The sequence below is a fragment of the Brevundimonas sp. GW821-FHT12E07 genome, from assembly GCF_058807035.1.
In genome coordinates this window covers 1636356-1661134 of the sequence record NZ_JBXAQH010000001.1, presented here as the reverse complement: position 1 = coordinate 1661134, position 24779 = coordinate 1636356, and the positions used below count along the sequence as shown (strand labels likewise).

Below are 24779 nucleotides of genomic sequence, written 5' to 3'. Positions count from 1 at the left end.
GGGGCGGGTTCGGCATGACCGCTCGCCACCCGCCGCGCGATGACCGCTCGCGCAAGAGGGCGGGCTCCAGGGAGCCGAACGCCATGATGGACGTTGGCGGCGGATGACCTCCGCCGCCTCCGCTCCCTCGATGTCCGCGCTTCGCCGCGAACGGGCTTATATGCGCGATCTCGGCCGCGCCTTCGCCGGCGCGCTGGTCTTCAACATCCCGCTCCTGATGACGATGGAGATGTGGGAGCAAGGGGTCGTGATGGACCGCTGGCGCCTGCTCGCCTTCGTCGCCGCGGGACTGCCGCTGCTCTATGGCCTGTCCTGGTATGCAGGCTTTTCGCGCACCCGGGGCGCGGTCAGCGACGGTCTGGACGCCGCCGTGGCCCTGGCCGTCGGCTTCATCACCGCCTCGGCGCTCCTGATCCTCTTCGGCGTCGTCAAATGGGACGTCTCGCCTCATGAAGCCGTGGGCATGGTGGCGCTACAGGCTATACCGGGCGCGATGGGCGCCCTGCTTGCCCGCCGACAGCTGAGCGGAGCCCGGGACGACGGGGCGGGCGACGAGGAGGAGGCGTCCTATGCGGGAGAGCTCTTCCTCATGGTCGCCGGCGCCCTCTTCTTCGCCCTCAATGTCGCCCCGACCGAGGAGATGATCCTGATCGCCTACAAGGCCACCCCGGTTCACATCCTCGCCCTGATCGTCACCTCCGTCATCCTGCTTCACCTCATCGTCTTCAACGCCGGGTTCGCGGGTCAGGAGGAGGCCGACCGGCCGGTGACGGCCTTCTTCCATTTCACCCTGCCCGGCTACGCCCTGTCGCTGGGCGTCAGCCTGTTCGCCCTGTTCGTGTTCGGCCGGATCGAAGGCCATGGCCTCGAAGGCGTGATCCAGACCACGGTGGTCCTCGGGTTTCCCGCTTCCGTCGGCGCCGCCGCCGCCCGCCTGCTCGTCTGATCGCCGATGACCACGCCCCGCAAAGCCGCCTCCCGTAAATCCGCCAGGGCCTCTGACGACGCGTCTCCGGAAGGCCGCCCCTGGCTCCAGTGGGCCATGGCCGCGCTCGGCGCCGTCATGACGGCCGGGGTGATCGCCATCGTCATCCACGAGGCGGTCCAGCCGCCTGCCCCGCCCGTCCTGAGCGCCAGGCTGATCGAGGCCCGGCCCACCCCCGCCGGATGGATCGCCGAGATCCAGGTGGACAACGCCGGCGACGACACCGCCGCCGCCGTCGAGGTCGAAGGTGTGCTCGGGGACCAGACCGCCCATGCCGCGCTCGACTATGTGCCGGGCCAGGGCCACGCCCGCGCCTCCCTGCGCTTCGACGGCGATCCCACGGCCGCACGCCTGCGTGTGGCGGGCTGGTCGGAGCCTTGAGCCCGGCCAAAACCTCTTCGCCGGCGCCGCTCAAAACGCCCGATGGGCGCTATATCGTGGTGCGCGGTCGGCTCTGGCGAACGTCCAATCCCGGGCTGGAGCCGGCCGAGCGCGATCTGCAGGTCAAGGCGCTGATGGCGGCGCGCCGCGCCGTCCGCGCCGCCCTCGCCGCCGATGATCCGAAGGCGCTGCAGGCGGCGCGCGCAGGGGTCCAGGCCGCCAAGGTCGCGCTGGGCGAGCGCGGCCCCGTCTGGTGGACGGACGGCGCGCCCGATCTCAACCGCAAGATGGCGCGAAACACCCCCTACGCCGACTGGTTCGCCACCCCGACCACGGAACACCAGACCGCAAGCTAAGCATCTGATCCTTCTGTCCTATTCCGTTCACAAGGCAGGAAATATTGCGAGTCGTTCTCCCGGAACGGAGACCGGTGTCCGCCGCTTATCCGACACGCCCCCAAGGAGGATGATATGGCCCAGACCTACGAAGAGATGGATGCGATCGCGATGCTGAAGGCGGACCACCGCAAGGTGGAGACGATCTTCGAGCAGTTCGAGAAGGCCACCACGCCGGCCAAGAAGCGCGAGCTGGCGCTGCAGGCCTGCCTGGAGCTCAAGGTGCACACCACCATCGAGGAGGAGATCTTCTATCCGGCCTGCCGCGGCAAGATCGAGGATGACCTCCTGAACGAGGCCTATGTCGAGCATGACGGCGCCAAGACCCTGATCAACGAGATCGAGGCGGCCTCGCCCGACGACGACTTCTACGACGCCAAGGTGAAGGTCCTTTCCGAAGAGATCGAGCACCATGTCGAGGAGGAGGAGAAGCGCTCCGAGGGCATGTTCGCCCAGGCCCGCGCCGCCGGTCTCGACATGGACGCGCTCGCCGACGCCATGCGGGCGCGCAAGGCGACCGCCATGGAAGAGTATCAGGCCGGCAAACCCGCCGAGACGCGCACCCTCTCTGGCGATGACACGGCCTCGGCCCTCGCCGAGCGCGACGACAGCGGCCCCGACGCCATGGAGGCCCCGGCCTCCCGGCGCTGAGCCACCTTGCCGAGACGAACCCCATCGCCCCGACGCCAGCGTCGGGGCGATGTCATTTGAGGTCCTGGCTTCGTACGTCCCGACCCTTAACGCCCCAGATCGCCCGGCCGTCACCCGACCCTTCGGACCCGCCACTTGGCCCCGTCGACGCCCTCGACGGCCAGCAGGGCCTCGACCCGGCGTCCCTCCGGGCGTCGGGCGATATGGACGATCAGGTCGACCGCCTGGCCGATCATGCGGCGCGACGGGCTGGCCGAGACCTCGGCCATCAGGTCTTCCAGCCGCGACAGGGCCTCTTGCGCGGAGTTGGCGTGAATCGTGGTGAGCCCGCCCGGATGGCCGGTGTTCCAACTCTTCAAAGTCTCCAGCACCGCGGCCCCGTCTCTTACCTCCCCCACGACGATCCGGTCCGGGCGGAGGCGCAGGGCATCCCTGACCAAATCGCCGACGCCGATGGAAGGTGCGGCCCGGCGGGTCAGCACCGGCAGGAGATCCCAGGCGCTGCATTGCAGCTCGGGGGTGTCCTCGATGAGGATCACCCGATCCCCTGCGAAGCCGGGCTCGGCGAGAACCGCATTGGCCAGGGTCGTCTTGCCGGAGCCCGTCCCGCCCGAGATCAGGATATTGGCCCGGGTCTTGACGGCGTCACGTAGCGCCTGCGCCTGCTCGATATCGAGCGTTCCGTCGCGGACATAGTCATCGAGGGTCCAGATCACCGGCGGTCGCTTGCGGATCGAGAAGGCCGGCGCCGACACCAGCGGCGGCAGCAGACCCTGGAAGCGCTCCCCGGTCGCAGGAAGGACGCCGGACAGGCGCGGCGTCTCTCGGGCGACGCTCTCCCCGACATAGTCGGCGATCAGCTTGACGACCCTCTCCCGCGCTTCGGCGGAGAGGCGCTCGCCGGTGTCGGCGCGACCCTGCCCCGCCCGGTCAAGCACGATGCGCCCGTCCGGATTGGCGAGGATCTCGACCACGGCCGGCTCCTGCAAGGCGGCCAGGACAGTCTCGCCGAGCGCATGACGCAGGGCCTCGAGCTTGCGCTCGGCGACGATGGGATGGACCGCCATCAGCCCGGATCGAAGGAGCGGACCTCGCCCGCAACCCCGCCTGTCCTCTCACTTGGTCGCTCACTGGGCCCCTCGCCCGCCCCACCTCCCGAACCCTCGCCGGCGGCCTCGGCCTCGCGGGCCGTCCGGCCCGCCACGATCCGGGCGGCGGTGGCGTCCAGCAGACGTTCGATCCGCTGTTCGACGGCGGCCTGGACGGTCGGGTCCTGATCGACGAGGGCGTCGGGCAGCCTGAGGAAGAAGGCGCGCGCCACCTCGATCAGCAGTTCCTGGACAATCTGCATGTCGCGCGACGTGGCCCGCATATGATCCCGCAAGGACCGGTCCAGCGCCAGCATCCGGTCCTCGGGATCGGCGCGGGGCGAACTCAGCAGGCCCCGCGCGATGGCCCGGCCCGCGGCCTGGCTCAGAGGCATGCGCCCGGTGCGGGCCTCGCGGTCCAGCGCCTTGGCGATCTTGGGGTCGGACAGATAAACCTGCACCCGGCAGGAAGGGCTATTCGTCCTTGGCATCGGTCAATCCTTGCAAATGGTCGAGGGCGGCATCCTGTGCGGCCATCTCCAGAGCGACCCGCCCGTAGATATCGGCCGCTCTGGCGGCGACCTTCTTGTCGTCCATGGCCGCCACCACCTCCTTGAACAGGGGCAGGGAGGCCTGGGCGTCGATCCCGAGGCCGCGTCGCCCGGCCCAGGGATGGGGTCGGGGCGGCGGCGCGTCGATGCGGCCGGCCTGATCAGGCGGCCCCTGACCGGCGCGCTTCCGAAACGGCGCACACCGGTCATACTGCAGCTTGCGGGCGCGGATCGGTCTCTGGCCGGCGACGAACATCAGCTGGTCTTCGTCCGGCAAGGCCCTGACCTCGCCCGGCTCCAGCAGCGGCCGTTCGATCTCGGAACGCGACACAGAGCTTCGTCCCGCCCTCAGCCCCGCCGGCCCGCTCCGGCTCTTGCGCGTCTCCGTCACGGACCCGGTCAGCTTGGAGACCTTGTCCTGGGTCACGGGATCGAGGGCCGAGAAGGCGGTGAAGACCGCGCAGTTGTCCAGCAGGGTGTTGTGCGGCCCATAGGTCTCGACGATGTCGTTGAGGCTCTGGGCGACGAACATCGGCTTGATCCCGTAGCCGCTCATCAACCGCAGGGATTTTTCGAAGAAGGCGAGACGGCCGAGAAGCGGGAACTCGTCCATGACCATCAGGAGCTTATGACGCTTCTCCCGCCCCAGGGCGTCGCGGGTCTCCTCGGCCGTCAGGGCCTGGGCGGCGGCGTAGAACATGAGCCGCACGAACGGCCTCAGCGCCGCCGCATCCGCCGGCGCCACCTGGACATAGAGGGAGACGGGCGCCTCGGCGCACATGAGGTCGCCCAAGGTGAAATCCGAGGCGGAAAGTACCCGCTCCAGGTCCTCACCGGCCAGCCATTTCAGATAGGACCGCGCCGTCCCCTGGACCGACGTCCGGAAGCGGTCGTGCATGGCGGCATAGCCCTTCACCGCGGTCTTGATGAAGGGATGGGTCTCCGGCGCGCCCGAGGCCGACTTCCGGTGCAGGGTCTTGACCATGACGTCGGCCGCGTCGTCGAGGTCGGCCAGCAGCTCGCGGACCTTCAACAGGGTCTTGTCGGCGTCCTCGGCCGTATAGAGGACGTGCAGCACCAGGGCCTCCAGGATTTCCGAGGCGGCCTTGTCCCAGATGGCCTCGTCGTCCCGCGTGCCGCCCGGGTCGGACAGGATGGCGACGAGCCGCTGCACCTGGGCCAGCTCTCCCGGCCCGGGCTGGATTTCGGCCAGGGGATTCCAGCGCGCCGAGGCGCCGTCGCGCGGATCGACGTAGAGGGCGTGGGAAAACGTCGCGCGCCAGCCTGCGGTCACCGACCAGAGCTCGCGCTTGGGATCGTGAACCAGAACGCTCTGGCCCCAGGACAGGAGGGTCGGGGTGACATGTCCCCTGCCCTTGCCGCTGCGCGTCCCGCCCGTGACGAGGGTCGGCCGCAGGTCGCGGGTCGCCAGCAGCCGACCCCGGAACCGGCCGAGCACAGCCCCGTCGCGCTCGAGCAGACCCGCCGCCCGAAGCTCCTTCAGCCCGCCCCAGCCGCGGACGCGGCGCAAAGGCTGATCGCCCCCCAGAACGCCGAGGCCGAGACCGCCCATGGCGCCCATGAGGATCAGCAGCGGGGCACTCCGAAACGCCTCGGGATGGGCGGCTCCGAAGGCGGCCTTCCAGACCAGGATGTTCCAGGGCGCATAGAGGAGGACCCCGTCCGCGACGGGCAGACCCGCGCCGAGGACAGGATCGAAGCCGTAGGTCCAGGCGAAGACCTGTGTGGCGAGTTGAAGACCCAGCCCGCTCCCCAGCCCGAGACACGCCAGCCGGGCCATCATGGCTGTTCGCCCTCGGGCGGCATCCCTTCGCCCGCCCCCGGGTCCCGCCCTGCGCGTCTTCCGACGGCCAGGGACAGAAGGCCGGCCGCGGCGTGTCGCCGGGCGTGATATCGGGTCAGCGCCTCGCGCAGAGGGCCGTTGGCTTCGGTGGCGGCGACTTCCAGCAGCCCGCCGGCTTCTGCCGCGGCGTCGGGAAAAACCGCCGCCTCCACGGCCTCGACCTGGCGCAGGGGGCCGGCGGCGCGTGCATAGGCGGCGAGCAGCACCCCGTTGCCGGCCCGGCGCACGAGCGTGTCGAACAGGCGGCTCAGCTCCGGGCGCGGATCATCCGTGGCGGCAGGGCGGCGGCCGAAGGCGGGTAGTCCGGCCGTCAGCTCCAGCGAGGCCAGCAGGCAGATCAGACGAACCCCGTAGAAATCGCGCACGGCGCCGGCGTCGAGACGCAGGGCCAGAAAGCCGCCGGTCGGGCTCCGTTCGACCAAGCCCTCGCCGCACAGCCAGGACAGGGCTTCGCGCACGGGGGTCGTCGACAGGCCCAGCCGGCGCGCCTCCTCGATGATCACAATCTGCTCGCCCGGGGCATAGGTTCCGGTCTGGGCCCGCTCGCGGATCTCGTGCAGGGCCGTGAGAAACGGATCTCGGCTTTTGGCCACGACACACTCCAGCACGAAACGCTCCCGGTTCTCGGCACGGCGGATGCATTCGCCAACAGGTTGAGCCCAAAAATGATCCGAACCCGCCACAGATTGGCGGAGCGCCCGCCGCACACCGGCGGGTTTCGCCAGAGACGCCGGGAAAACTCTGGATTTCTGCGGGCGGAAGCTTAGGTGTCGGGCGCCGGACAGAGGCGTCAGACCTCGGCGATTTTCATCGGAAAGGTTGTACAGCGATGAGCCAAAGGGCGACGCAGGCGAGACGTGACGGCGACCTGCTTTCCCAAGCGCTGAAGTTGGTCCGGCGCTATCGCGGCCTGACGGCGGTCGAGGTGGCTGCGGCCATGCACATGCCTGTGCGGACCTACGAGCGGTTCGAGGCCGGCGAGGGCCGGTTCAATGTCGACTATGTGCATCGCTTCGCCGCGGCGACGGACAGCGACCCCCACGCCATCACCATGGCCGTCGATGTCGGATCGCCTGATCTGGCCTGGCGCAGCGCCGACAACAAGCTGATCACCGTGATGACCATCGGCGCCCAGCGCTTCAACGCCGATTGCGGCGACCTCCTTCACCTGCTTGAGGCGCGGGACGGCATCTCGGTCGTGACGGCGATGTTCCAACAACTCCGTCAGCTGGCCGAGACCCGGGCGGAGGCCGCGCGTTGGCTGGAAGACGGGACCGCCGATCTCAGCGCCACCCGCCCCAAGCCCGGCCGCTGATCCAAATATACGCCGAATATAGTTTTACGGCTCGTCAGTCCAAGCGCTCAGTACTCCCGCCACATCCGTGGCGATCAACCAAGGAGACTGAGATGAAGACGACCACACTGCGCCTCGTCAGCTTCGGCAGCGCGCGCGCCCTGACCCGCGACACCATTCCGGGCCCGTTCCTGGAAATGAACGTCATCCCCAGCCGCACGGCCGAGGGCTGAACCGTCCGGCGAGTGGCCGCCTCCCGGGCGACCGCTCGCCAAGGCCCTCCCCGCAGAAAACTGCCCGCCCTCCCGCCCTCCTGGAGACCGCCATGCTCGCCCCGTCCTTGCGCCTCATCGCCTTCGGTCCTGCCGGCGCCCTGACCCGCGACGGCCTCGGCCCGTATCTGGAGCTTTCGCTCCTCATGTCGCGCCTCCCCCTGTGACCGGGGTCGCCCTGAGTGCGCCGACCCCGAGCCTGTTGCCCGCCGAAGGCGTCTTCTTCGCTTGCGTGGATGAGGACGTCGTCATCCTGGACGTCCGGACCGACGCCTACGCCTGTCTCGTCGACGCCTCATCCTGGCTGGACTTGAGCGCCGATGGCGCTCTGCTGACGTCCGACGCGTCCGCCGCCGCGGAGCTCGTGGCCGCCGGTCTCGCTGTCGGGTCCAGACCGGCTGCGCCTCGCCGGTCGCCGACGCCGGCCCGGCGCCGTTGGAGCGAGGCGGGCGCCGCATCCCTCCTCGACCGGGCCCGCGCCGCCATCGCCCTGACGCTCTCCACGCCCGGGTTCAAACGTCGCGCCTTCCCCGACCTCATCGCCCACGCCAGGACACGAGGCGCACCCGCAGACGCGCCGGACGCCGCGGCCGTGGAGACCGCGCTCGCGGCCTGGCGTGCCGTCCTGCCCTGGATCCCGGGCGAAGGCGAATGTCTTCAACGCGCCTGGCTGCTTCGGGTCTGGCTCGGAGCCAACGGCATCCGCGCCGACTGGATCTTCTGCGTCCGGACCTGGCCCTTCGGCGCCCACTGCTGGCTGCAGATCGGCGACGCGGTCGTCGGAGACACGCTCGAACGGGTCGGCAACTACACGCCGCTGATGGTCGTCTGACGATGTCCGCCTATCTTCTGGCCAGCCATGACCCCCGCGATCCCGAGGGTCGGGCCCTATCCAAACGCCTGCGCGAGCGCGCCGCGGCAGCTGGAATGCGCCTTCGCGACCTGTCGCCTGCCTGCTGGCTCGGCCTGCCGAACACCCGCGCGCCCGGCCTCCTCGGCGTCGGGCCCTGGATCCTGATCGGCGACGTCTTCAATCGCGAACCCGGCAGCCGGTTGACGTCGGAACCCGCCGATGCGGACGGCTTCGACCACAAGATGATGGGCCGTCTCTGGGGCCGCTACGTCGGTGTCCAGACCCTGGGGCCTGGAGGCGCCATGTCGGCCCTCCTCCGCGATCCTTCCGGCGCGCTGGAGTGTATCGTCTGGCGACAGGACGGACTGACCGTCGCCGCCTCCGACGCCTTCGACTGGATGATCGACGCTCTGCGTCCGGCCTGGCGGATCGACTACCGCAGACTGGCCCAGGCCTTGCGCGATCCCCTGCAGTCGACCGCGCCCCCGCCGCTCGACGGGGTGGTCACCGTCGCGCCCGGAACCTTGCAGCCGCTGCCGCTCGACCGTCCGGCCGAGATCCTCTGGCGGCCGGCCGACCACGTCCGCGCCGGCGCGGCTCGGGCGCTCACTCCGGATCAGGCCGCGCGTCTCCTGAGGTCCGCCGTCGACGAGGCCGTCTGCGCCTTCTCACGCTGGTCCGCCGATCTCGCCGCCGAGGTCTCGGGCGGCCTGGACTCCAGCCTTGTGGCCGCCAGCCTGGTCGCCCAGCGGCAGGCGCCGCTGCGCCTCTGGCTCAACGGCTACGGGGAGACGCCGCAGTCCGACGAGCGGCGCTGGGTGGCGGCCCTGGCGGAGACCCTCGACATCCCGGTCACCAGCGTCCCGCTTTCGGCGCCCGCCGTCTCCCTGGCGGCGCTGGAAGAGGTTTCGGGCGACTGGCGGCCAGGACTGAATGCGCTCGATACCCACCACGACCGGCTCTGGGCCGAGCGGGTGCGGACGGCCGGCGCCACGGCCCTGATGACCGGCAAGGGCGGCGATTCCGTTCTGGTGCAGACGGCGACGACGGACGTCTTCACGGACCGCTGGCTCCAGGACGGCTGGAGGTCCGTGCTCTCGCCCGATGTGCGCGCCCTCGCCCGGCTGGGCGAGACGTCCGTCTGGTCGATGATCGCCGAAGCCCGTCGGTATGGCCGGTCCGGCCCCAAGCCCTTTCTGCGCGACGAGGGCCTGCTCGCGCCGATCGACCAGACCGTCGGCGTCCATCCCTGGCTGGCGGGATGCGAAGCCTTCGGACCAGCCAAACGCCTTCAGGTCGCGGGGGTCACAGACAACGTCTCGCGACACGCGCCCTCCCTGCAGACGCGGGCCATCGACGTCCTCAATCCCCTGTGCAGTCAGCCGGTCATGGAAGTCTGCCTGGCGATCCCCACGCCTCTGATGACCTTCGGCGGCCGCGACCGCGGCCTGGCCCGTCACGCCTTTGCCGACCGGCTGCCGCGCCTTATCGCTGAGCGGCGCTCCAAGGGGAATCTGACCCGTCACTATGGCCGGATGGTGCTCGACAGCCTGGCGGTCCTCCGTCCCTGGATTCTCGAAGGCCGGCTGATGGCCGAGGGTCTCCTTGACCGCACCGCGACCGAGACCCTCCTGACCCGCGAGAGCCTGATGTGGCGCGGCCACTACGCTGAGATCATGGTCGCGGCGGCCTTCGAGGCCTGGGTCAGGGTCTGGGAGCGCCGCCTTTCCCCCTCCCGTCCCCCGCCCCTGACGGCGGCGGCCCAAGGGTCTCGTCCAGCCAGCTGAAGATCTGGGCATAGAGGTCGCGGATATTGGCCGGGCTCCACAGCATATGCTCCTCGCCCCAATAGGTGATCAGCCGCGCCCGGCCGCCGAGCCGGTAACGCGCGCTGAACATCTGCTCGGCCTGGGACATCGGGACGTAGTCCCGATCGGCGGTGATCAGCAGGACGGGCGCCGTGATCCGGTCCGCCGCCAGGACCGGGCTTGAGGCGAGATAGGCCTCCAGGTCGACCCAGGGCGGACCGCTGATCCCGCCCTGCCCGGTCTCCAGCCAGCCCTGCTGGTTGCGCATCATGGGCCCGCCCTCCGGAAGCACCCGGGTGACCGGGGTGAACTCGCCCCACTCGGAGATCATCTCCGACATCCCCGCCCAGGCGATCACCGACCGGTATCGGTGTGAGCGCGTGGCGAGATTGAGGGCGACCAGGCCGCCCCAGCTGTGCCCGGCCACGGCGATCCGGTCCGCCGGCAGCTGGGGAAACGCCTTGAGCGCGGCGTCGACGGCCAAATCCACGCTGGCCGTCTCGACGTCGGCCTTCCAGCTGTCCGGACGGTCATTGGGAAGGGCGGCGCTCAGGACCGCATAGCCGGCGCTGGCGAGAACGGCCGCCCTCAGGCTGTAGGTCAGGTTGAAGGGACCGGTCCAACCCTGTTCGACCGCGCCAGGATAGACATCGACGACCAGTCCCTTGGGCGCAGTTCCGACCGGGCCGGACGACAGAAGCAGCCAGGAGGTCGCTGGACGGCCGTAGACGTCCAGATGGTCGACCGGGGTCGGGACCGACAGATGGACGGCGGAAAGCCCGGTGTTGACGCGGTCGAGGACCCGTTCCCCGCCGGCGGTCATCAGGCTCAGGCTCTCGACCATTCCCGAAGCCCGGATGACCAGGGCCGCGGCCGGTGAGATCGCGACCATCCGCGCCGAGGCGCCGAGCGGCTCGCCCAGGCCGCGCACCGAGATCGGCCCGTCACCGACGCCGTCGAAAACCTGGACCCGGCCACCGCCGTCGATCCCCGCGACCCAGGTCTGGCGCGGGGCGGTGTTCGCCCGCAACCGGAACGCCTTCTCGATATCGCCGATGACGACCTCGCGCAGCGCCTGCCCCGCGTCGGCGACGGGCGCCGCTCCCGTCTCCGTCAGGCTCCAGAGCGACTGATCGGCGAAGACCGTCGCCCCCGCCGGTCCGACGGCGGCCAGCCGTGCCGGCGGCGCCGTCAGGCCTTCGGTCAGGTTGACGGCGGCTCCGGTTGCGGAGACCCGGTACCAGTCGAACCGCTCGGACCCGGGCCGACGCGCCAGGAAGATCGGTTGACCGTCCAGCCAGTCCGCCTGCACGCCCCGGAGTTGATCGATGTCGGCGCCCTCGGGCCGGACGCGAAGGTCGCCCTGCCAGGCGACCGCCGCGCGGCCATCGCTCGCCACGCGAAGCAGGGCGCCGTCGCCCCAGGCCGCGGCGTCGCGGCGCCCCCAGACCAGCAGGGAGTCGCCCGAGGGCGACCAGCGCAACAGATGAGGCGCGACATCCCAGCCCTCAACGGCGGCGACGCCGCCCCCGTCCAGAGCGTGCATCTCCAGCCGTCCGCGCCGGGGAATCCCCATCTGCACCACATGGTCCGGTGCAACGGGGATGACCTCCCTCGCCTTCAGCACGGCCACCGTCTGTCCGTTCGGCGAAGATGCGAAGTCCCGGATCGCACCCTCGGCGAGACGGGTCGTCGTTCCGGACGCCAGATCGAGACGCACGAGAGCCTGCTCTTCGCCGTCGGGGATAACCCGAAAGGCCCCGTCTTCGGTGTCGAGGATCGTCCGGGACGCCGCCTCGCCGCGCGCCGTCCGGTCCCAGGCCCGGGTCAGGGCCGGACCCGGGCCCGCGTAGTAGCGCAGCAGCCAGGGCAGGCTGCCGTCTGGCCGGACCAGGGCGAGGAGGACATCGTCGGACGCCCATTCCAGCGCGCCGCCGGTCGTCGGCATCTCGGGGGTCAGTCCCGTCCAACGCACGCTCCGCTCCGCCGCCGTCACGACGCCGAGCTCGAGGCGGTCTCCGCGCAGCCGGTAGACCGCCAGACGCCGCCCATCCGGGGACCAGGGGCCGAGGATCAGCCCGACAGGCTCGGACGGCAAGAGGCGCTCCGGGGCCGCATCCAGCCGCGAGAGATCGACCCGCCAGAGGTCCAGGATCGTCCAGGTCGACCGTGGCCCCAGGTCATAGCGCGGCGCGCTGTCATAGGGGCCGCGCTTTTCATAGACGGCCCAGCGGCCGTCTGGCGAGATCGAGGCCCGCCCGAACGCCTCTGTCGAGACGATGTCCTCGACGGACAGGGCCCGGGTCTGGGCCCTGACGGGCGAAACCAGACAGGCGAGCGCCAGCACCGCCCATGTGAGGCGCACACAGATTGAGAACATTCGCCCGTCTCACCAGCGCTTGATGAGCTGCAGGGCCACGGTCCGCCCGAGCAGACTGGCCTGCCCCGGATCGAAGCCGAACCCGGTCGGGGCGTCATAGAAGGGCGGGTCCTCGTCGGTGAGGTTCTGAACCGAGAGCAGCAGGGTCGTCCCGGCCAGGGCTCCGCTGTCCGGGCGCAGCGAGGCCTGGAGGTCGAGCGTATTCCAGGCCGCGATCCGCGTCCCCAGACGGTCGCGATAGTCCGAGACATGGTTCCAGTGGAGGTCGGCGCCCCACGGCCCCCGGCGCCAGGCCCCACCGAACCGCGACCGCAGCCGCACCGGATAGCCGACCAGATCCACCACGTCGCGCACGGCCGCCGCCGGGGTCGTCTGACTGTCATAGGTCAGCATCCACGACGCCGATCCATCGAGGCTGAAGGCGTGGGGACCGACCGTCAGGGGATAGCGCGCGGACAGATCCAGGCCCTGGACATGCACCTCGCCCGTATTGACCCAGCGCCCGTCGACGATCGCCCCATAGGTTGAGGCGGGATAGAGACCGGCATAGGCGAACCCCGGCTGGTCGATATAGCTCTGGATCAGGGCCAGATCGGCCGCATTGGTTCCGGGGCTGATCAGGGTCACGAAGGGCGCGAGCGCCGGATCGCTGAGCGCCCCGTTCAGGTTCTCGGTCGCCGGCTGGGCGATGCGGTCGGTGAAACGGGTGTCGAAGACGGTCGCGCTGAGGGTCATCCCGCCCGGTCGCCGGTAGTCGAAGCCCGCCGTCACCGTCTCGGCGGTTTCGGGTTTGAGGTCGGGATTGCCGCCATAGAGATAGAGGGCCAGCGCCCGAGACCCGTCCGCCCGCGGCAGGAAGGTGACGGTGTTGGTCTCGGCGTCATGGGTCTGGGGCAAGGAGGCCGCCCGGAACGATGTCCCCCAGGAGGCGCGCAGCGTCAGGTCGGCGTTCGGGGCCCAGACAAGGCCCACCTTGGGATTGGTCGTCGATCCGAAGTCGTCATAGTCCTCGAACCGTCCCGCGACAGAGACCTCCAGTCGGCGGACGCCGGGCCGGGCGTTGTCCGGCCCGACCAGAGGCAGCCGCAGTTCGGCGAAGACGGCGCGGATGGTGCGCTCGGCCTGCGGTGTCACGGTCGTGACCGGCGCCGCCGCGGAGGTGAAGGCGGTGATCCGGGTGTCGAAGGTCTCGCGCCGGATCTGCACCCCCGCCGCCAGCTCCGCCACCCCGCCAGGCAGGGAGACCAGCGGTCCCGACGCCATCAGATTGGCGGAGGTCGCGCGGCTCTCGTCCCGGCTTCCGGTGAAGCCCGAGCCGACGAAGTCCAGGATGGCGCGGCTGTTGGCGCCGCCCGCCCCGTAGGGGTTGAAGAAGCCGTCCACCGCCGTGTTGAAGGCGGTCGTCGGATCGTCCGCCGTCACGCCCAGGGCCTCGTTCAGCCGCCGGCTGTTGACGCGGTTGGTCACCCTCACCTCGCCGCGCTCCTGGGCGAAGGCGAGGTAGCCGTCGAGCGACCAGTCCCGCCCGAGCGCATAGGTCGCGCCCGTGGTCAGGCCGAGGCTTTCGGAGGCGCCCTTCTGTTTCGACGGTCCGAGATCGCCGAGGAAGGAATAGCCGATCAGGCTGGAGGCCGCCCCGGTCGGCGAGACATAGTAGGGATTGGCGCGGGTGACGCTCAGGATGCTGATGTTGGCCCCGCCCGCGAAATCGTAGTCGCGCCGGTTGAAGCGGACATCCGCCGTCAGATCGAGGCGATCGCCCAGCGACTGATGAACCCGGCCATAGGCGCTCTGCCGCGTCTGGTTGGGCAGGAGGTCGACGCCAAGGCTGGAGCTCTGCAGGTTCGCGGCGCCCGCCACGAAGTCCGTCGGCGCCCGCGCCGTCCCCGAGGCGTCGGGACGGATGGCGTGAGACACCTGATAGGCGGCGGCCGCCGTGTTGTAGACGAGAAGATTGCCCGGAGCGCTGTAGATGGCCCGGTGGTCGGTTCCGCCGAACGGCCTGAGATCGCCGTCGCGCGTATAGGCGCGGTCGAGCGAGCTGAGGGCATTGGACGTCTGGTATTCCAGAGACAGATAGGCCGCCCCCGACGACCAGCGCCGCCCGGCCAGATGGGAGACGAGCAGGTCCTCGGCCCCGCCCTGCGCCGCACTGACCCGAACGCGGCTCTCCTGGCCGTCGAACGCCCGGCGCATGATCACATTGACCACGCCGGCGACCGCGTCGGATCCATAGATTGCGGAGGCCCCGTCTGTCAGAACGTCCACCCGCTCCACGGCGCTGGACGGCAGGGCCGAGACGTCTCCGAACTCGCCGCGGAAGCCGGTGCCCGCGACGCGGCGTCCGTTGACCAGGATCAAAGTCGAGGCCGGGCCGAGCCCGCGCAGATTGACGCCGGTGGCGTTCACCGCGTTCGAACCCTGCCGGTCCGCCGTGGTCATCTGCACGATCGGGGTGCCGGAGCCGGCGTAGTTGGCCGGAAGATCGGTCAGCACCTCCGCCACCGTGCCGCGCCCGCTGCGGTCCAGCGCCGCCCGATCCAGAACGATCACCGGAGAGGCGGGATCGCCCGAAGACTTGAGCAGCGAGCCGGTGACCACGACGGAATCGACCTCGGTCGCCGCCTCATCCGTGACCTCCGCCCGATATCCCGTGAGGGCGAAAACGCCCGGCCGCGACTGCGTCCAGGACAGGCCTGTTCCCGCCAGCAGACGGTCGAGCGCCGCGCCGGGCTCGAGCCGACCGCTGACGCCCGGCGAGGTCCGCCCGGCGACCAGATCCGAGGCGAACAGGATCTGCTGGTCGGACTGGGCGGCGAAGGCCGTCAGGGCGCCGCGCAGCGGCCCCGCGGGGATCTCGAACGCCCTCGCCGTCTCGGCGGAGGCCGCCGGACTGAAGGCGACGAGACAGGCGGTGACGGCGACGCCGGACAACAGACTAAAGCGGTTCATGGATGGTCCTCCCCCTTTCGCGCCTCATGGCGCTCATAGGGAAGACAGTTCAGCCTCCGGTTTTGCCTGGAGCCCGGACGATTTATTTTGCGCGCCGGGTCAGACGGACCGAGCCGTCGGCCAGGGCCGTCGCCTGGAGGTCGAGGGCGTCGCTCGCCGCCGCGACGAAGGCGTCCCGGTCTCCGGTGCGGAACAGGCCGTTGACGGGCACGGCGCCCAGGGACGGATCGCCGATGACGATCTTCTGCGGCAGATAGCGGTTGATCTCTCCCACCGCCTCGGCGAGCGGCGTGTCCTCGAAAATCAGCCGTCCCCGTACCCAGCCGGTCTCCGCCCGCGTATCGACCGCCCGGGTCGTCACGCCCGCCGTCGAGACCCGCGCCTGGTTCCCCGCCGCCATTCGCGTCTTTTCGGCAGGCGAGGCCTTCGAGGCCACATCGACGACGCCCGACACCAGGGTGACATCCACCTCCCCGCCCTTGCGCTGAACGTCGAAGACCGTCCCGACCGCGACCACGGAGGTGTCTCCGGCCTGGACGATGAAGGGCCTTGCGGGGTCATGGGCGACCGAGAACAGCGCCTGGCCCCGGTCGAGCCGGATCCTGCGCACGCCCCTCTCCATACGGACCTGGAGCCGGGTTCCGGTATCCAGGGTCACCTCAGACCCGTCCGCCAGGGCGATCACCCGGCTCTGGCCCAGCTCGGTCTCGTAAACGCCGCGACCCTGCTGCCAGACAGTCCCGCCCACGGCCAGACAGATCGCCCCGGCGACGGCGACGCCGAGACCGATGAAGGTCCGGTTCCGCGCGCCCGCCGACGGCCGCCGCCGCGCCCGCGAACGGGCCTCCGCCAGGGCCTTGGCCAGCACCGGGTCGGCGGCATGGGCGCCGCTCTCACGCCAGACCTTGTCCACCCTGCGATAGGCGTCTGCGTTCTCGGGAATGGCGTGCCAGGCGAAGAATTCCTCGACCGTGGCCGTGGCGACCGAGGTCGATCCCATCCGCGCGTGCCAAGCCGCCGCCTCCTTTTCCGGCGCGCGGACCTTCTTCTGCGAACCGCTCACCTCAGGCCCCCTCGTCGCGCCGCAGCTGGGCCGCGCAATGGGCCATGGCCCGGCTCAATCGCCATTCCACCGTCTTGCGGCTCACATGCAGCTCCTCGGCGATCCGGGCGGTCGACAGCCCGCCCAGTCGGGACAAGAGGAAGACATCCCGGAGGGGTTGTGGCAACCCCTCGATCATCTGTTGCAGTTGAACCGCCTCCAGCTGCTCGGCCCCCTGCCCGTCCGCCTCCAGCGGCGCGACGGTCTCCAGGATCGCCTGCCGCCGCCTGGTCTGCAGGGCGCGGTTGATCGCCAGATTGCTCGCCACCCGCAGCAGGAAGGCCTTCGGATGCCGCAGCTCCACCAAGGCCTCCAGCGGCGCCACCCTCAGCCAGGTCTCCTGAACCACATCCTCGGCGTCCCTGCCGAAGCGCCGCCGGATGCTCGCGGTCAACCAGGACGAGTGGCGGCGATAAAGGCTTTCTAGGCTTGCCTCCGTCGCCTCCGGGACGCGCTCCCCCGCAGTCTTGGCCTTGGACACGCACGCCTCCATCCAGCCGGTTCAGGGGCGTCGAAGACCGCATGGGAAATCCTGCGCCCTCCACAGGAGGGACGTCGAAACGCGCACGCGCAGCGGTGCTTAACGCGCGCGAACAGGCGTTCGCGGGCGCACCGGCGTGGTGATCGCATTCACATTGGCATCGCAGGGGATTCCAAGCCCCTGTCGACCGAAGCCGACGCTGAATCGTGGCTGATTTGGATTCGCCGCGCAAGAGGGGGCGGGCGTTGGAACCTTTGCGAAAAGGCCCGGAAGCTTTGGGGAAGGACCGGCCGATCGTTCGACGAGCGAACGCCCCTCGGCCAGGGGTCATGCGCCTACTCGACCGGCGCCCGCCCTTCTCGCTATCGCGGGCGCGCGGCTGGCACAAGCCCGCAGCCACATCGAAACTCAGGGTCCGGAGCTCGCCGCGTGACGCGGCGGGCTCCGCTCCGGCAATGGGGCGCGGGCATTGGAATCCTCCGATGGAAGGCGCGCTGATTGAAGACCGGCCGCATCCGACGCAGGCCGAAGCCCGCATCCCCCGGATCAGAGCCGGCCCCTATTCACGTCTGCCCGCTGAGGTGTGTCATGGCAGATTCTACCCGCCCCGAAAACAACCTCCCGTTCGCATCCCGCGCACCTTGACCTTGCCGCCGCGCCGCCAATCAGGGAGACTCCGACACATGAAGAAGCCCCTGAGGTCCCTGCCCCCAGCCAAGCGACGTGAGCTTGACCATGCGGTCGCGGTCCTGCGCCAGGGCTTCGCCGAGGCCACGGCCACGCGCAAGGCGCCGCGGCTCAAGGAGGGCCGGATACTCAAGATCATCCTGTTCGGCAGCTATGCGCGCGGCGACTGGGTTCACGATCCGGTAGGCCGCTACTTCTCGGACTTCGATCTCCTCGTCGTCGTCGATCACGAGGACCTGACGGACTGGGAGTTCTGGCAAGCCGCCGAGGACAGACTGCTGGCCGACATGACGGCCGGCCAGGGCCTCGGCACGCCCGTCAGCCTCATCGTCCATAGCCTCGACGACGTGAACCACCGCCTCGAGCACGGCCGGTCCTTCTTCATCGACATCGTGCGCGACGGCGTCACCCTCTTCGACACGCCCGGCGTCGACTTCGTCCAGCCTCAACCCCTGCCCCCCGGCACGGCATTGAAGGAGGCCGAGGATGAGCTGACGGAGTTCAAGTCGTCAGCAGACGACTTCCTGATGGGCGCAAAATTCTATTTCGAGAACGGACGAAATCGAAAAGCTGCCTTCCTTCTCCACCAGGCTACTGAAACCCTCTACTCCGGGCTTCTGCTGGTCCTGACGGGTTATTCGCCAAAGTCCCACAAGCTCACAAGTCTGCGCAAGCTCACCGAGCCTCTGGTCCCAGGACTGGCGGACGCCTGGCCTCACGAGACCAAGCTGCAGCGCCGCAGTTTCGAGCTGCTTCGAGCGGCCTATGTCAAAGGCCGATACTCCAAACACTTCAAGATCACGGACGAAGAGCTCGGCTATCTGTTTGAGCGGATCGCCCGCCTGAAGGCGACCATTGAGGACGCATCGTCCAGACGACTGAGCGAGCTCGCTGCCGCGTCACTGTGATTCCCGAGCGCCGCCCTTCTGATCCTCCGGACTGGTCCATCCCTGTCCGCGAACCGATCACCTCCTCGCCGCGTTGCAGAGCGGTATCAGGAGATCTCCATGGCCTTGTCCCGTATCGCGACCGTCGTCAGCGGACTGCTTTTGTCGAAAGGCGGACGCCGCTTCGCCGGTCGTCACGCCGGCAAGCTGGCCCTGGCCACGCTTGCCTGGGAGCTTTTCCAGCAGCACCGGGCCCGGCAAATCCCCGCAGCCGGTCAGACGCAACATCAGGGAACGTCGGCGCGCCCCTCCCCTCGCCCGCGTTGGCGCGCGACACGCACCCCGTCCCGATAGCCCGAAGCGCCGCTCAAAGCCACGCTGGGATCTGAGAGTCGCATCCCATTTTCGAAACTCTGGCAACAGGCAGGAAAAGAGCATGGCGACCGGATGGGCGCATGAGGGCGCGGTTCTCGATCAGATCGACGATACGATTGCTGACGGCGTTCTGAACGCCCGCTCACGAATGCCTTATGGCCCGGGATCGCTTGAGTGCGTTGAATGTGGCGAGGACATTCCGGAAGCCCGCCGGGCCGCGATGCCGGGGGTGAGAACCTGCATCGCCTGCCAGTCCGGCCGAGATCGGACGGTCCGACATTCCTCCATCAACCGTCGCGGCAGCAAGGACAGTCAGTTGCGGTAGAGCAAAACGTCTGCTGGCTGTCATGCCACTCGACGTGCCGTGCAAAGTCAAAACGGCGGCCGTCAGGCTGCGCCGACGCGGCGCCCGCCCTGAGTTCCGTTTCGGGGCCAATACCTTCCTTGCGGTCATGGATGCCGGCGGGCGCGTCGTAACCGAACTGCACGGGATCGCGCGCGGTCCCAACCGCGCTAAACTTCGCGTCTATGGCGGGCTGATCCTGTTCCAGCGCGAACTGATCCGGGGAGAGCGCTTCGATTACCGGAGGGGTTGCTATGATCCTGGGTTGCCACACGCCGACCTGTTCACCGGCGCTGATCACGAAACCCGAGAGCGCCTTCGACAGGCCGATCAGGTTCTGGCGGCCGTCAACGCGCGAGAAATCGCCTACCTCTGGCCTGCCCCCTCCGGCGCCAACAGCAACGCCTGCCATGCGACGCTTGTCGCAGCGATGGGACTGGGCCGCGATACAGTCTTATGGTCAGAAAGATCGGAAAGTGGTTATTTCATACACCTGACCGGGGGGTGCAATGGCGACAATGAAGGTGATGCTGGAAGACGGCTCAACTCTTGACGTGCCGGCGCAGCGGCGCGAGGTCGAACGGCGCCCCATTGGCGGCAAGGCCCGGCCATCAACCTTCTTCTTCGAGCCGCTACCGCACCCCGACTACGACTTTGTCCCCGTGATCGGCGGATATCGAGCCCATCGAAAGGCGACCTGACCGGCAGTGAAAGGCCTGGGCACAGGGTGCGCCCGGGCCACCGATCTGGACGGATCTGGCCGCCTCCCGCGAGGACAAGCCAAAGGCGCTGTGAGCTGCCCCGGGTTCAAAACCGCGCTTTAAACCGAGATCAGCCGAGCAGCGCCCTGGCAACGAACCGGGCAGCGATCAGCGTGAGCACTACGGCCAAGGCGACAAGGGCAACACGCCTGACTGAGCGTCCGCGCGTCTTCGGCAGGGCGGGCCAGAATGGGTTCTGTCGGTCGGTCGCATTGGCAACGCGGCGCCCTAGCGCTTTGCGTTGCGAAAACAGGCAGGAGAGAGCCACGCCCGATCAGGGGGTTAAGACGGTCGGCGCCTTCGTGGTGGGGCTCTGACCGGGCCTGCTAGTTGAAGGTCTCGCTGGATGCGGCGTGGCGGCCATCTCTATCCGGACCGCGGCGACCAGGTCGTCCAATCCGGCGTCGAGGGTGGCGCGGTCGACGTGCCCGTAATGGGCCGGCGCGGCCTCAAGAAAGGCGCCGAGCAGAAGGTCGACCAGCTCCGGGTCAGTCAGGTCGTCCAGTTCTTGCCCCCGGGCCTCCAGCCATTGGTTCATGATCGAGCCAGCGTCGCGGAGCGCTCGGCCGAGAGGGCCCTGGAGAGTTTTCAAGAAGGTCTCTAGCGCCTCAAGGGTCGTGTCGCTCGCTCGCATTTCAGCAGCCTGCCACAATCGAACCGTCTGTGAACCCTTCCGTAGCGGTGTCGGCGATCGCGACTGATGACATCCGTCGCGAAACCGGACCCGCAGATGCGCATTCTGGAAGCTGGTGATCAGCGTCGTTTCGCCGTGACGCTGATCCTAGCGTCGAGCTTCCGGCTCCGCGTTGAGCCCGCCGCCTCTTCCAGGGCGGCGGGCTTTTGTCTTTTCGGAACAGGGACTTGGGAACAGAACTACGACTTTGATGCTACTGAAAGGATGGACGAAGAGACATTCACAAACGACCCCCTCTATCGCGCTGGAACATTGATGGGCCAGCAGCAGGCCGTGACCGACATCATGGCCATCCTCATGGATCCCAGCGCCGGAGAAGCCAGCGAGAAGCTGTTGAGCCTGCTGGAGTGGTGCGCTCAGACGCGTGCCGAAGCCCAGGTCGAAGTTAAGATGGTCGTCGCGGCGATAGAGGACGGCAAGGCCGCGTGAGACTGTGATAGCCGCGGACATAGTGGCGTTTCAGGTCCTGACCGCCAGATCGCGTTAGGGCTCTCACCGTTCCCCGGGTTCGGTACGGGTCAGAACGCCCGTGGTCAGCGTCGAGCGGGAGACCTCCCACCGGAGCCCAAGCAAGCCAGCGCTGGACTGACCAGAGGCCTATCTCCAACCGCAATATTCCCCGCCGCCAAAGCTTGCGGGCGAGGCGGGAAAAGCGCGGCGCGCGACGTGAACTCGTGCGGATCAATGGGTGCCAGCCCGCGCGCCGCTCCGGGCCTTCAACGCGCGCTGGCTGTCGATAGGTCAGGCTTCGCCGCCTGCCGCCTTCGCGCTTAGCACAGCGTCCTGCATGTCCTTCATGAACGCCTCAGCCGCCTCGGCCGACATGACGATCTGGGTGTGGAACGGGACCATCTCACCAAGCAGTTGTTCGCGATTGTGCGCGTAGGCCAAGCGCACCGCGATGGCGTTGTCGTCGCTGAGGGCCAGGTCATAGCCAACCAAGACGCCGAGGTTCACCGACCCATCGGGCTTGTGTTCCCAGTCCTTCATGCGTCGATATTCTCATGCTCGACGATCTTGAGCATCCCGTCCGGCAATGGCCGCTGGAGCGCCTTCGCTTCGTCCCAGCCCGCCCGCATCCAGACGTCGCGCTCTTCCTCGGTCGTCAGGATCACCGGCATGGCCTTACGGTGATAGGTCTTCACGGGCTCGGCCGAGTCCGTGGTCAGGAAACCGAAGGCGTCAAACTCCTCCCAGCCCACGCTGATCTTGCGGACGCCTGCGTGAGCGGTCCAGATGCCGGCAAAGAACGCCAGGGGCTCATCCTCGGACAAGGCGAACCAGATCGGCGTCTTGGCGCCTTGGTAGTCTTGGTCGGGCTCACTGAAGGCGGTGAAGGGAACCAGGCAGCGGTTCGGCCAGCCCAGCCATGGGCGCCAGTGCGCATTGATGCCACCCGAGGCGTTCATGGTGTTCCGGACGTTGGTGACGCCTCTGTCGGGCTCCATCTTCAGGAGCTCCTTGAACTCGAACTCGGTTCCCTTCGCGCGCAGCTTGTCCGCACGCTTGGTCGCGGCTTCGAACAGGGCGCGGCTGGACGTCGGCATTCCCCAGCGGGCCAAGGTGAGGACGCGCTCACCCGCTTCGTTGAGGCGAACGATGGGAGCGGAATAGTCCGGATAGATGTCCCGCGGCTCGAGATTGCCGACCGTGCCCGACATGGCACGCGCGGCGTCAAGGATCGCGGCTGGGCCTTTGCGAATGGAATAGAGGTTGCACATCAGCTCACCAATCTGAGACGCGGCTCCTTCGGTAGACGTTCGAGAAGCTTCTGAACGACCGCCTCCAGGTCCCGAACGGCCGCGTCATCGATCCGGACCGCGAAGCGGCCGGGCCCGACGGCATAATAGACTTGGCCGGAATCGGCGATGGCGACCCTCATGGGGCCGACAGCGCTGGCGATGCCGGGAAAGGCCTTGCCAAAAAGATCCGCGGCGTGACGGGCGGCCTCGGCGGTCGTCTGTTCGTCGGCCAGGACCACCAACTCCACGGCGATATCGCGCAGCGTCCGGGCCCAGGCCTGGGCGAAGACATGCGGCGTGCGCGTCAGAGCGTCGAAGGCGAGGGTATCATCTCCCGGAGCGGGAACTTCCATCCCCGCCATATCGGTAAGGGCGTGGTGATAGGCATCCTGGACGATGGCGGCGCTCTTGAGATCGTCGATGATCCCATAGACGTGCTCCGCGATTTCGCCGGAGATGAGAGCTCCATCTAGCGTGACCTTGAGGGCTTCGGGGTTTGAAAGCATCATGCAAGGAACCTGACACGGCGTTCGCCGATTGTGGAGTCGGAGCGATTGGACGCCGCTCTGAACTTCTGATGAGAAGTCGGGTCCGTCGCGGTTCCAGACGCGGCGGACCTTTTCCAAGTGCGACCGGAGAGCCCGTACGACATGGCCGATATTTCGCGGATCACGTGCGACCCTGCTGTGCTCGACGGTCAGCCGACGATCCGGAATATGCGGATCAGCGTTCGCGCGGTCCTGGACCTGGTCGAGGCCGGCGGGCCTTGGGCGGAGATCCTCACTGACTACCCCTACCTCGAACGAGAGGACATCGAGGCCGCCATCGCCTGGGCGGGAGAGCATCCCAACACCGCGCCCCCGCCGGCAACAAGATAACGGCTCCGCTCTTTACTGGCCGCCCAGCTCGCGCCGGACGTCCTCGGCCCGATCACCGACGCGCGCGACGGCGTCGCGCAGCGCCTTCTCGGTGACGCCGAACGTCTCCGCCCAGTCCCGAACCTCATAGTCCTCGCTCAGGCTGATGCGGTCGCGGTCCTGACCGCCGGTCTTGGTCTTGTCGTCTGACATCAGGCCTTGTCCTTCTTGTTGAGGTGGGTCTGCATGCCGCCCTGGCGGCCCGCCTCGCGCGCCAGATCGCGGTTCTGGGCGAAGCTGCGCTTCTCATCAGGCACCGAGCGACCGCCCTTGATCGCGAGTTCCTTGCGCCGTTCGGGGCTCATCGATGCGAAGCCGCGCCGTTTGACGCCGTTTGCGGGGGTGCCGGTCGTATCCATTTTTCGTCCTCCTTGCAGAAGCGAATCCCGAACGCTGCCGGTCAGTTCCTGTGTCCCGTGCCGGACGCTAACGGCTGGCCGCCATCCGGACGGCGACGGGGTCCCGCCGCGACGCCGCCACCTCGGCGGCGAAGGCCGCCTCGGCCAAGGCTTGATCGGCGATGACCCTGGGCTGGTTCGGCCGGAGCGTGGTCAGCCGATAGTGGGTCGCCTTCACCTTCACGCCCGCGACCTCGTCCACACGGGTCAGGCAGACGCCGGTGTCGGACTTCAACAGCGTCTTTCTGACGGCCATTGCAGCACCTCCGATCAATGACCGGACTCAGCGCCGACGGAAGCGCCGGGTTCCGGCCAGCAAAGCGCAAACTCGCGGCCCGCGCGGGGAACTCCAATGCCCGCGAGCGGTTATGGATCGCCGTCGCCGTCTGATCCCCCCGATTGCGGTGGCCGGGTGTCGCTCTTGGTCATACCGAGATGCGCCCCCACGCTGATGCGGCCCGTCCCGAACCGACTTGGCTCAGGTCGGGCCGCTGGTCCGGCTTCAAGGCGCCGCAGCAATGCGTCGGCCTTGGAGCCCCTGACCGCGTGCAACCCGTCGCGGACAGGATTGTCTACCGAGCTTGGAAACCAAGGCCCGGCTCAGGTTTCCGACGCTGCCGAGGCAGGGCGATGACAAAGGTCGCGCCGGTCTCCGGTATAGCGCTCAGCGAGACGCTCTCGCCCATCTGTTCGATCATGGTCTTGATGATGGCCAGCCCCAGTCCCGTGCTCAGCTTACTGGAGCCGGAGAGACCGAACCGTCTTGGGTGAAGGGCTGAACAGCCGGTCTCGGAAGGCCGGGGAGACATCCGGTCCCTGATCGCTGATCGCGATGCGGATCAGATCCGCCAACCTCGGCGACCTTGACCGGACTTGGGCGTTCTGCGGCTGGGCCCCCTCGAATGGGCGTTCAACACG

The 24779-nt window shown here is 68.6% G+C and carries 29 protein-coding genes; 12 read left to right on the top strand and 17 right to left on the bottom strand.

Translation table 11 applies throughout. From position 1 onward, the window contains the following. The first annotated feature begins 103 nt into the window (after positions 1 to 103). The 4 genes from AC1ROD_RS07800 (at position 104) to AC1ROD_RS07785 (ending at position 2412) form a co-directional block, all read left to right on the top strand. Positions 104 to 946, top strand: a complete 843-nt coding sequence (locus AC1ROD_RS07800; protein ID WP_492947672.1) for a TIGR02587 family membrane protein — start codon at positions 104 to 106, stop codon at positions 944 to 946. Between the two features lie 6 nt (positions 947 to 952). Continuing rightward, the gene (locus AC1ROD_RS07795) at positions 953 to 1366 is read left to right on the top strand and encodes a hypothetical protein (protein ID WP_492947671.1); all 414 of its coding nucleotides are present in this window, start codon (positions 953 to 955) and stop codon (positions 1364 to 1366) included. Then, complete coding sequence (locus AC1ROD_RS07790) at positions 1363 to 1722, top strand: hypothetical protein (protein WP_492947670.1); 360 nt, start codon at positions 1363 to 1365, stop codon at positions 1720 to 1722. Before AC1ROD_RS07795 ends, AC1ROD_RS07790 begins: the two co-directional genes overlap by 4 nt. A 114-nt stretch (positions 1723 to 1836) precedes the next feature. Beyond that, complete coding sequence (locus AC1ROD_RS07785; protein WP_492947669.1) at positions 1837 to 2412, top strand: hemerythrin domain-containing protein; 576 nt, start codon at positions 1837 to 1839, stop codon at positions 2410 to 2412. Positions 2413 to 2522: 110 nt separating this feature from the next. Here the strand turns inward: AC1ROD_RS07785 and trbB are convergent, their stop codons facing one another. From trbB to AC1ROD_RS07765, 4 genes are read right to left on the bottom strand one after another with little or no spacing between them, the layout of a single operon-like run. Continuing rightward, positions 2523 to 3479, bottom strand: coding sequence for a P-type conjugative transfer ATPase TrbB (trbB, locus tag AC1ROD_RS07780; RefSeq protein WP_492947668.1), 957 nt, complete (start codon positions 3477 to 3479; stop codon positions 2523 to 2525). Further along, on the bottom strand, positions 3479 to 3991 hold the full coding sequence (locus AC1ROD_RS07775; protein ID WP_492947667.1) for a hypothetical protein: 513 nt from the start codon (positions 3989 to 3991) through the stop codon (positions 3479 to 3481). The genes trbB and AC1ROD_RS07775 overlap by 1 nt, the downstream gene beginning before the upstream one ends. After that, the gene (locus AC1ROD_RS07770) at positions 3975 to 5855 is read right to left on the bottom strand and encodes a type IV secretory system conjugative DNA transfer family protein (protein ID WP_492947666.1); all 1881 of its coding nucleotides are present in this window, start codon (positions 5853 to 5855) and stop codon (positions 3975 to 3977) included. The genes AC1ROD_RS07775 and AC1ROD_RS07770 overlap by 17 nt, the downstream gene beginning before the upstream one ends. Continuing rightward, the gene (locus tag AC1ROD_RS07765; protein WP_492947665.1) at positions 5852 to 6508 is read right to left on the bottom strand and encodes a GntR family transcriptional regulator; all 657 of its coding nucleotides are present in this window, start codon (positions 6506 to 6508) and stop codon (positions 5852 to 5854) included. The genes AC1ROD_RS07770 and AC1ROD_RS07765 overlap by 4 nt, the downstream gene beginning before the upstream one ends. Positions 6509 to 6744: 236 nt before the next feature. Between AC1ROD_RS07765 and AC1ROD_RS07760 the strand changes: the two genes are divergently transcribed. From AC1ROD_RS07760 to AC1ROD_RS07750, 3 genes are all read left to right on the top strand, one after another. Beyond that, a complete protein-coding gene (locus AC1ROD_RS07760) occupies positions 6745 to 7230 on the top strand; it encodes a helix-turn-helix domain-containing protein (protein ID WP_492947664.1) in 486 nt (161 codons plus the stop codon). Positions 7231 to 7644: 414 nt separating this feature from the next. After that, positions 7645 to 8313 (top strand): lasso peptide biosynthesis B2 protein, encoded by a 669-nt coding sequence (locus AC1ROD_RS07755; RefSeq protein WP_492947663.1) that lies wholly within the window; start codon positions 7645 to 7647, stop codon positions 8311 to 8313. Between the two features lie 2 nt (positions 8314 to 8315). Then, positions 8316 to 10121: an asparagine synthase-related protein gene (locus AC1ROD_RS07750; RefSeq protein ID WP_492947662.1), complete on the top strand. Its 1806-nt coding sequence runs from the start codon at positions 8316 to 8318 to the stop codon at positions 10119 to 10121. Here AC1ROD_RS07750 and AC1ROD_RS07745 read toward each other — a convergent pair. The 4 genes from AC1ROD_RS07745 to AC1ROD_RS07730 form a co-directional block, all read right to left on the bottom strand. Continuing rightward, positions 10039 to 12522, bottom strand: coding sequence for a S9 family peptidase (locus AC1ROD_RS07745; protein ID WP_492947661.1), 2484 nt, complete (start codon positions 12520 to 12522; stop codon positions 10039 to 10041). The two genes, AC1ROD_RS07750 and AC1ROD_RS07745, sit on opposite strands and share 83 nt — an antisense overlap. Before the next feature lie 9 nt (positions 12523 to 12531). Beyond that, positions 12532 to 15474: a TonB-dependent receptor domain-containing protein gene (locus AC1ROD_RS07740; RefSeq protein WP_492947660.1), complete on the bottom strand. Its 2943-nt coding sequence runs from the start codon at positions 15472 to 15474 to the stop codon at positions 12532 to 12534. Positions 15475 to 15556: 82 nt separating this feature from the next. Beyond that, complete coding sequence (locus AC1ROD_RS07735; protein WP_492947659.1) at positions 15557 to 16537, bottom strand: FecR family protein; 981 nt, start codon at positions 16535 to 16537, stop codon at positions 15557 to 15559. Position 16538: 1 nt separating this feature from the next. Beyond that, complete coding sequence (locus AC1ROD_RS07730) at positions 16539 to 17057, bottom strand: RNA polymerase sigma factor (protein WP_492947658.1); 519 nt, start codon at positions 17055 to 17057, stop codon at positions 16539 to 16541. A gap of 683 nt (positions 17058 to 17740) precedes the next feature. On the opposite strand from AC1ROD_RS07730, the gene AC1ROD_RS07725 reads away from it, so the two are divergent. Beyond that, a complete protein-coding gene (locus tag AC1ROD_RS07725) occupies positions 17741 to 18652 on the top strand; it encodes a HEPN domain-containing protein (RefSeq protein WP_492947657.1) in 912 nt (303 codons plus the stop codon). A 415-nt stretch (positions 18653 to 19067) separates the two neighbouring features. Then, positions 19068 to 19331, top strand: coding sequence for a DksA/TraR family C4-type zinc finger protein (locus AC1ROD_RS07720; protein WP_492947656.1), 264 nt, complete (start codon positions 19068 to 19070; stop codon positions 19329 to 19331). On the opposite strand, the gene AC1ROD_RS07715 is transcribed toward AC1ROD_RS07720, so the two are convergent. Beyond that, positions 19294 to 19761: a hypothetical protein gene (locus AC1ROD_RS07715; protein ID WP_492947655.1), complete on the bottom strand. Its 468-nt coding sequence runs from the start codon at positions 19759 to 19761 to the stop codon at positions 19294 to 19296. The two genes, AC1ROD_RS07720 and AC1ROD_RS07715, sit on opposite strands and share 38 nt — an antisense overlap. Positions 19762 to 19867: 106 nt before the next feature. Here AC1ROD_RS07715 and AC1ROD_RS07710 point away from each other — a divergent pair, with 106 nt between their 5' ends. Then, positions 19868 to 20050, top strand: a complete 183-nt coding sequence (locus AC1ROD_RS07710; RefSeq protein ID WP_492947654.1) for a hypothetical protein — start codon at positions 19868 to 19870, stop codon at positions 20048 to 20050. Positions 20051 to 20384: 334 nt separating this feature from the next. Here AC1ROD_RS07710 and AC1ROD_RS07705 read toward each other — a convergent pair whose 3' ends face one another. Then, entirely contained in the window at positions 20385 to 20648 is a 264-nt protein-coding gene (locus AC1ROD_RS07705) for a hypothetical protein (RefSeq protein ID WP_492947653.1), read from the bottom strand. Between the two features lie 192 nt (positions 20649 to 20840). Here AC1ROD_RS07705 and AC1ROD_RS07700 point away from each other — a divergent pair, with 192 nt between their 5' ends. Further along, positions 20841 to 21233: a hypothetical protein gene (locus tag AC1ROD_RS07700; RefSeq protein ID WP_492947652.1), complete on the top strand. Its 393-nt coding sequence runs from the start codon at positions 20841 to 20843 to the stop codon at positions 21231 to 21233. Positions 21234 to 21545: 312 nt separating this feature from the next. On the opposite strand, the gene AC1ROD_RS07695 is transcribed toward AC1ROD_RS07700, so the two are convergent. Genes AC1ROD_RS07695 through AC1ROD_RS07685 form a run of 3 tightly spaced genes read right to left on the bottom strand, consistent with a single transcriptional unit; the run spans position 21546 to position 23055 of the window. After that, positions 21546 to 21794 (bottom strand): hypothetical protein, encoded by a 249-nt coding sequence (locus tag AC1ROD_RS07695; RefSeq protein ID WP_492947651.1) that lies wholly within the window; start codon positions 21792 to 21794, stop codon positions 21546 to 21548. Continuing rightward, positions 21791 to 22525 (bottom strand): SOS response-associated peptidase, encoded by a 735-nt coding sequence (locus AC1ROD_RS07690; RefSeq protein WP_492947650.1) that lies wholly within the window; start codon positions 22523 to 22525, stop codon positions 21791 to 21793. Before AC1ROD_RS07690 ends, AC1ROD_RS07695 begins: the two co-directional genes overlap by 4 nt. Then, positions 22525 to 23055: a hypothetical protein gene (locus tag AC1ROD_RS07685; RefSeq protein WP_492947649.1), complete on the bottom strand. Its 531-nt coding sequence runs from the start codon at positions 23053 to 23055 to the stop codon at positions 22525 to 22527. The genes AC1ROD_RS07690 and AC1ROD_RS07685 overlap by 1 nt, the downstream gene beginning before the upstream one ends. A gap of 141 nt (positions 23056 to 23196) precedes the next feature. Between AC1ROD_RS07685 and AC1ROD_RS07680 the strand changes: the two genes are divergently transcribed. Then, the gene (locus tag AC1ROD_RS07680) at positions 23197 to 23424 is read left to right on the top strand and encodes a DUF433 domain-containing protein (protein ID WP_492947648.1); all 228 of its coding nucleotides are present in this window, start codon (positions 23197 to 23199) and stop codon (positions 23422 to 23424) included. Positions 23425 to 23436: 12 nt separating this feature from the next. Here AC1ROD_RS07680 and AC1ROD_RS07675 read toward each other — a convergent pair whose 3' ends face one another. The 4 genes from AC1ROD_RS07675 to AC1ROD_RS07660 form a co-directional block, all read right to left on the bottom strand. Further along, on the bottom strand, positions 23437 to 23616 hold the full coding sequence (locus tag AC1ROD_RS07675) for a DUF3606 domain-containing protein (protein WP_492947647.1): 180 nt from the start codon (positions 23614 to 23616) through the stop codon (positions 23437 to 23439). Further along, on the bottom strand, positions 23616 to 23822 hold the full coding sequence (locus AC1ROD_RS07670) for a con-10 family general stress protein (protein ID WP_492947646.1): 207 nt from the start codon (positions 23820 to 23822) through the stop codon (positions 23616 to 23618). The genes AC1ROD_RS07675 and AC1ROD_RS07670 overlap by 1 nt, the downstream gene beginning before the upstream one ends. Positions 23823 to 23889: 67 nt before the next feature. Continuing rightward, positions 23890 to 24117, bottom strand: coding sequence for a hypothetical protein (locus AC1ROD_RS07665; protein ID WP_492947645.1), 228 nt, complete (start codon positions 24115 to 24117; stop codon positions 23890 to 23892). Between the two features lie 316 nt (positions 24118 to 24433). After that, positions 24434 to 24670, bottom strand: a complete 237-nt coding sequence (locus tag AC1ROD_RS07660; protein WP_492947644.1) for an ATP-binding protein — start codon at positions 24668 to 24670, stop codon at positions 24434 to 24436. Positions 24671 to 24779 lie beyond the last annotated feature (109 nt).

Excerpts from the sequence above, each read along its gene's own strand:
- AC1ROD_RS07670 (WP_492947646.1), bottom strand. The coding sequence starts at position 23,822 with ATGGATACGACCGGCACCCCCGCAAACGGCGTCAAACGGCGCGGCTTC.
- AC1ROD_RS07720 (WP_492947656.1), top strand. The coding sequence starts at position 19,068 with ATGGCGACCGGATGGGCGCATGAGGGCGCGGTTCTCGATCAGATCGAC.
- AC1ROD_RS07785 (WP_492947669.1), top strand. The coding sequence starts at position 1,837 with ATGGCCCAGACCTACGAAGAGATGGATGCGATCGCGATGCTGAAGGCG.
- trbB (WP_492947668.1), bottom strand. The coding sequence starts at position 3,479 with ATGGCGGTCCATCCCATCGTCGCCGAGCGCAAGCTCGAGGCCCTGCGT.
- AC1ROD_RS07700 (WP_492947652.1), top strand. The coding sequence starts at position 20,841 with ATGCGCATTCTGGAAGCTGGTGATCAGCGTCGTTTCGCCGTGACGCTG.
- AC1ROD_RS07680 (WP_492947648.1), top strand. The coding sequence starts at position 23,197 with ATGGCCGATATTTCGCGGATCACGTGCGACCCTGCTGTGCTCGACGGT.
- AC1ROD_RS07675 (WP_492947647.1), bottom strand. The coding sequence starts at position 23,616 with ATGTCAGACGACAAGACCAAGACCGGCGGTCAGGACCGCGACCGCATC.
- AC1ROD_RS07710 (WP_492947654.1), top strand. The coding sequence starts at position 19,868 with ATGAAGGTGATGCTGGAAGACGGCTCAACTCTTGACGTGCCGGCGCAG.
- AC1ROD_RS07750 (WP_492947662.1), top strand. The coding sequence starts at position 8,316 with ATGTCCGCCTATCTTCTGGCCAGCCATGACCCCCGCGATCCCGAGGGT.
- AC1ROD_RS07715 (WP_492947655.1), bottom strand. The coding sequence starts at position 19,761 with ATGGCAGGCGTTGCTGTTGGCGCCGGAGGGGGCAGGCCAGAGGTAGGC.
- AC1ROD_RS07665 (WP_492947645.1), bottom strand. The coding sequence starts at position 24,117 with ATGGCCGTCAGAAAGACGCTGTTGAAGTCCGACACCGGCGTCTGCCTG.
- AC1ROD_RS07705 (WP_492947653.1), bottom strand. The coding sequence starts at position 20,648 with ATGAACCAATGGCTGGAGGCCCGGGGGCAAGAACTGGACGACCTGACT.
- AC1ROD_RS07800 (WP_492947672.1), top strand. The coding sequence starts at position 104 with ATGACCTCCGCCGCCTCCGCTCCCTCGATGTCCGCGCTTCGCCGCGAA.
- AC1ROD_RS07775 (WP_492947667.1), bottom strand. The coding sequence starts at position 3,991 with ATGCCAAGGACGAATAGCCCTTCCTGCCGGGTGCAGGTTTATCTGTCC.
- AC1ROD_RS07760 (WP_492947664.1), top strand. The coding sequence starts at position 6,745 with ATGAGCCAAAGGGCGACGCAGGCGAGACGTGACGGCGACCTGCTTTCC.
- AC1ROD_RS07690 (WP_492947650.1), bottom strand. The coding sequence starts at position 22,525 with ATGTGCAACCTCTATTCCATTCGCAAAGGCCCAGCCGCGATCCTTGAC.
- AC1ROD_RS07725 (WP_492947657.1), top strand. The coding sequence starts at position 17,741 with ATGAAGAAGCCCCTGAGGTCCCTGCCCCCAGCCAAGCGACGTGAGCTT.
- AC1ROD_RS07770 (WP_492947666.1), bottom strand. The coding sequence starts at position 5,855 with ATGATGGCCCGGCTGGCGTGTCTCGGGCTGGGGAGCGGGCTGGGTCTT.
- AC1ROD_RS07695 (WP_492947651.1), bottom strand. The coding sequence starts at position 21,794 with ATGAAGGACTGGGAACACAAGCCCGATGGGTCGGTGAACCTCGGCGTC.
- AC1ROD_RS07795 (WP_492947671.1), top strand. The coding sequence starts at position 953 with ATGACCACGCCCCGCAAAGCCGCCTCCCGTAAATCCGCCAGGGCCTCT.
- AC1ROD_RS07685 (WP_492947649.1), bottom strand. The coding sequence starts at position 23,055 with ATGATGCTTTCAAACCCCGAAGCCCTCAAGGTCACGCTAGATGGAGCT.
- AC1ROD_RS07745 (WP_492947661.1), bottom strand. The coding sequence starts at position 12,522 with ATGTTCTCAATCTGTGTGCGCCTCACATGGGCGGTGCTGGCGCTCGCC.
- AC1ROD_RS07740 (WP_492947660.1), bottom strand. The coding sequence starts at position 15,474 with ATGAACCGCTTTAGTCTGTTGTCCGGCGTCGCCGTCACCGCCTGTCTC.
- AC1ROD_RS07660 (WP_492947644.1), bottom strand. The coding sequence starts at position 24,670 with ATGTCTCCCCGGCCTTCCGAGACCGGCTGTTCAGCCCTTCACCCAAGA.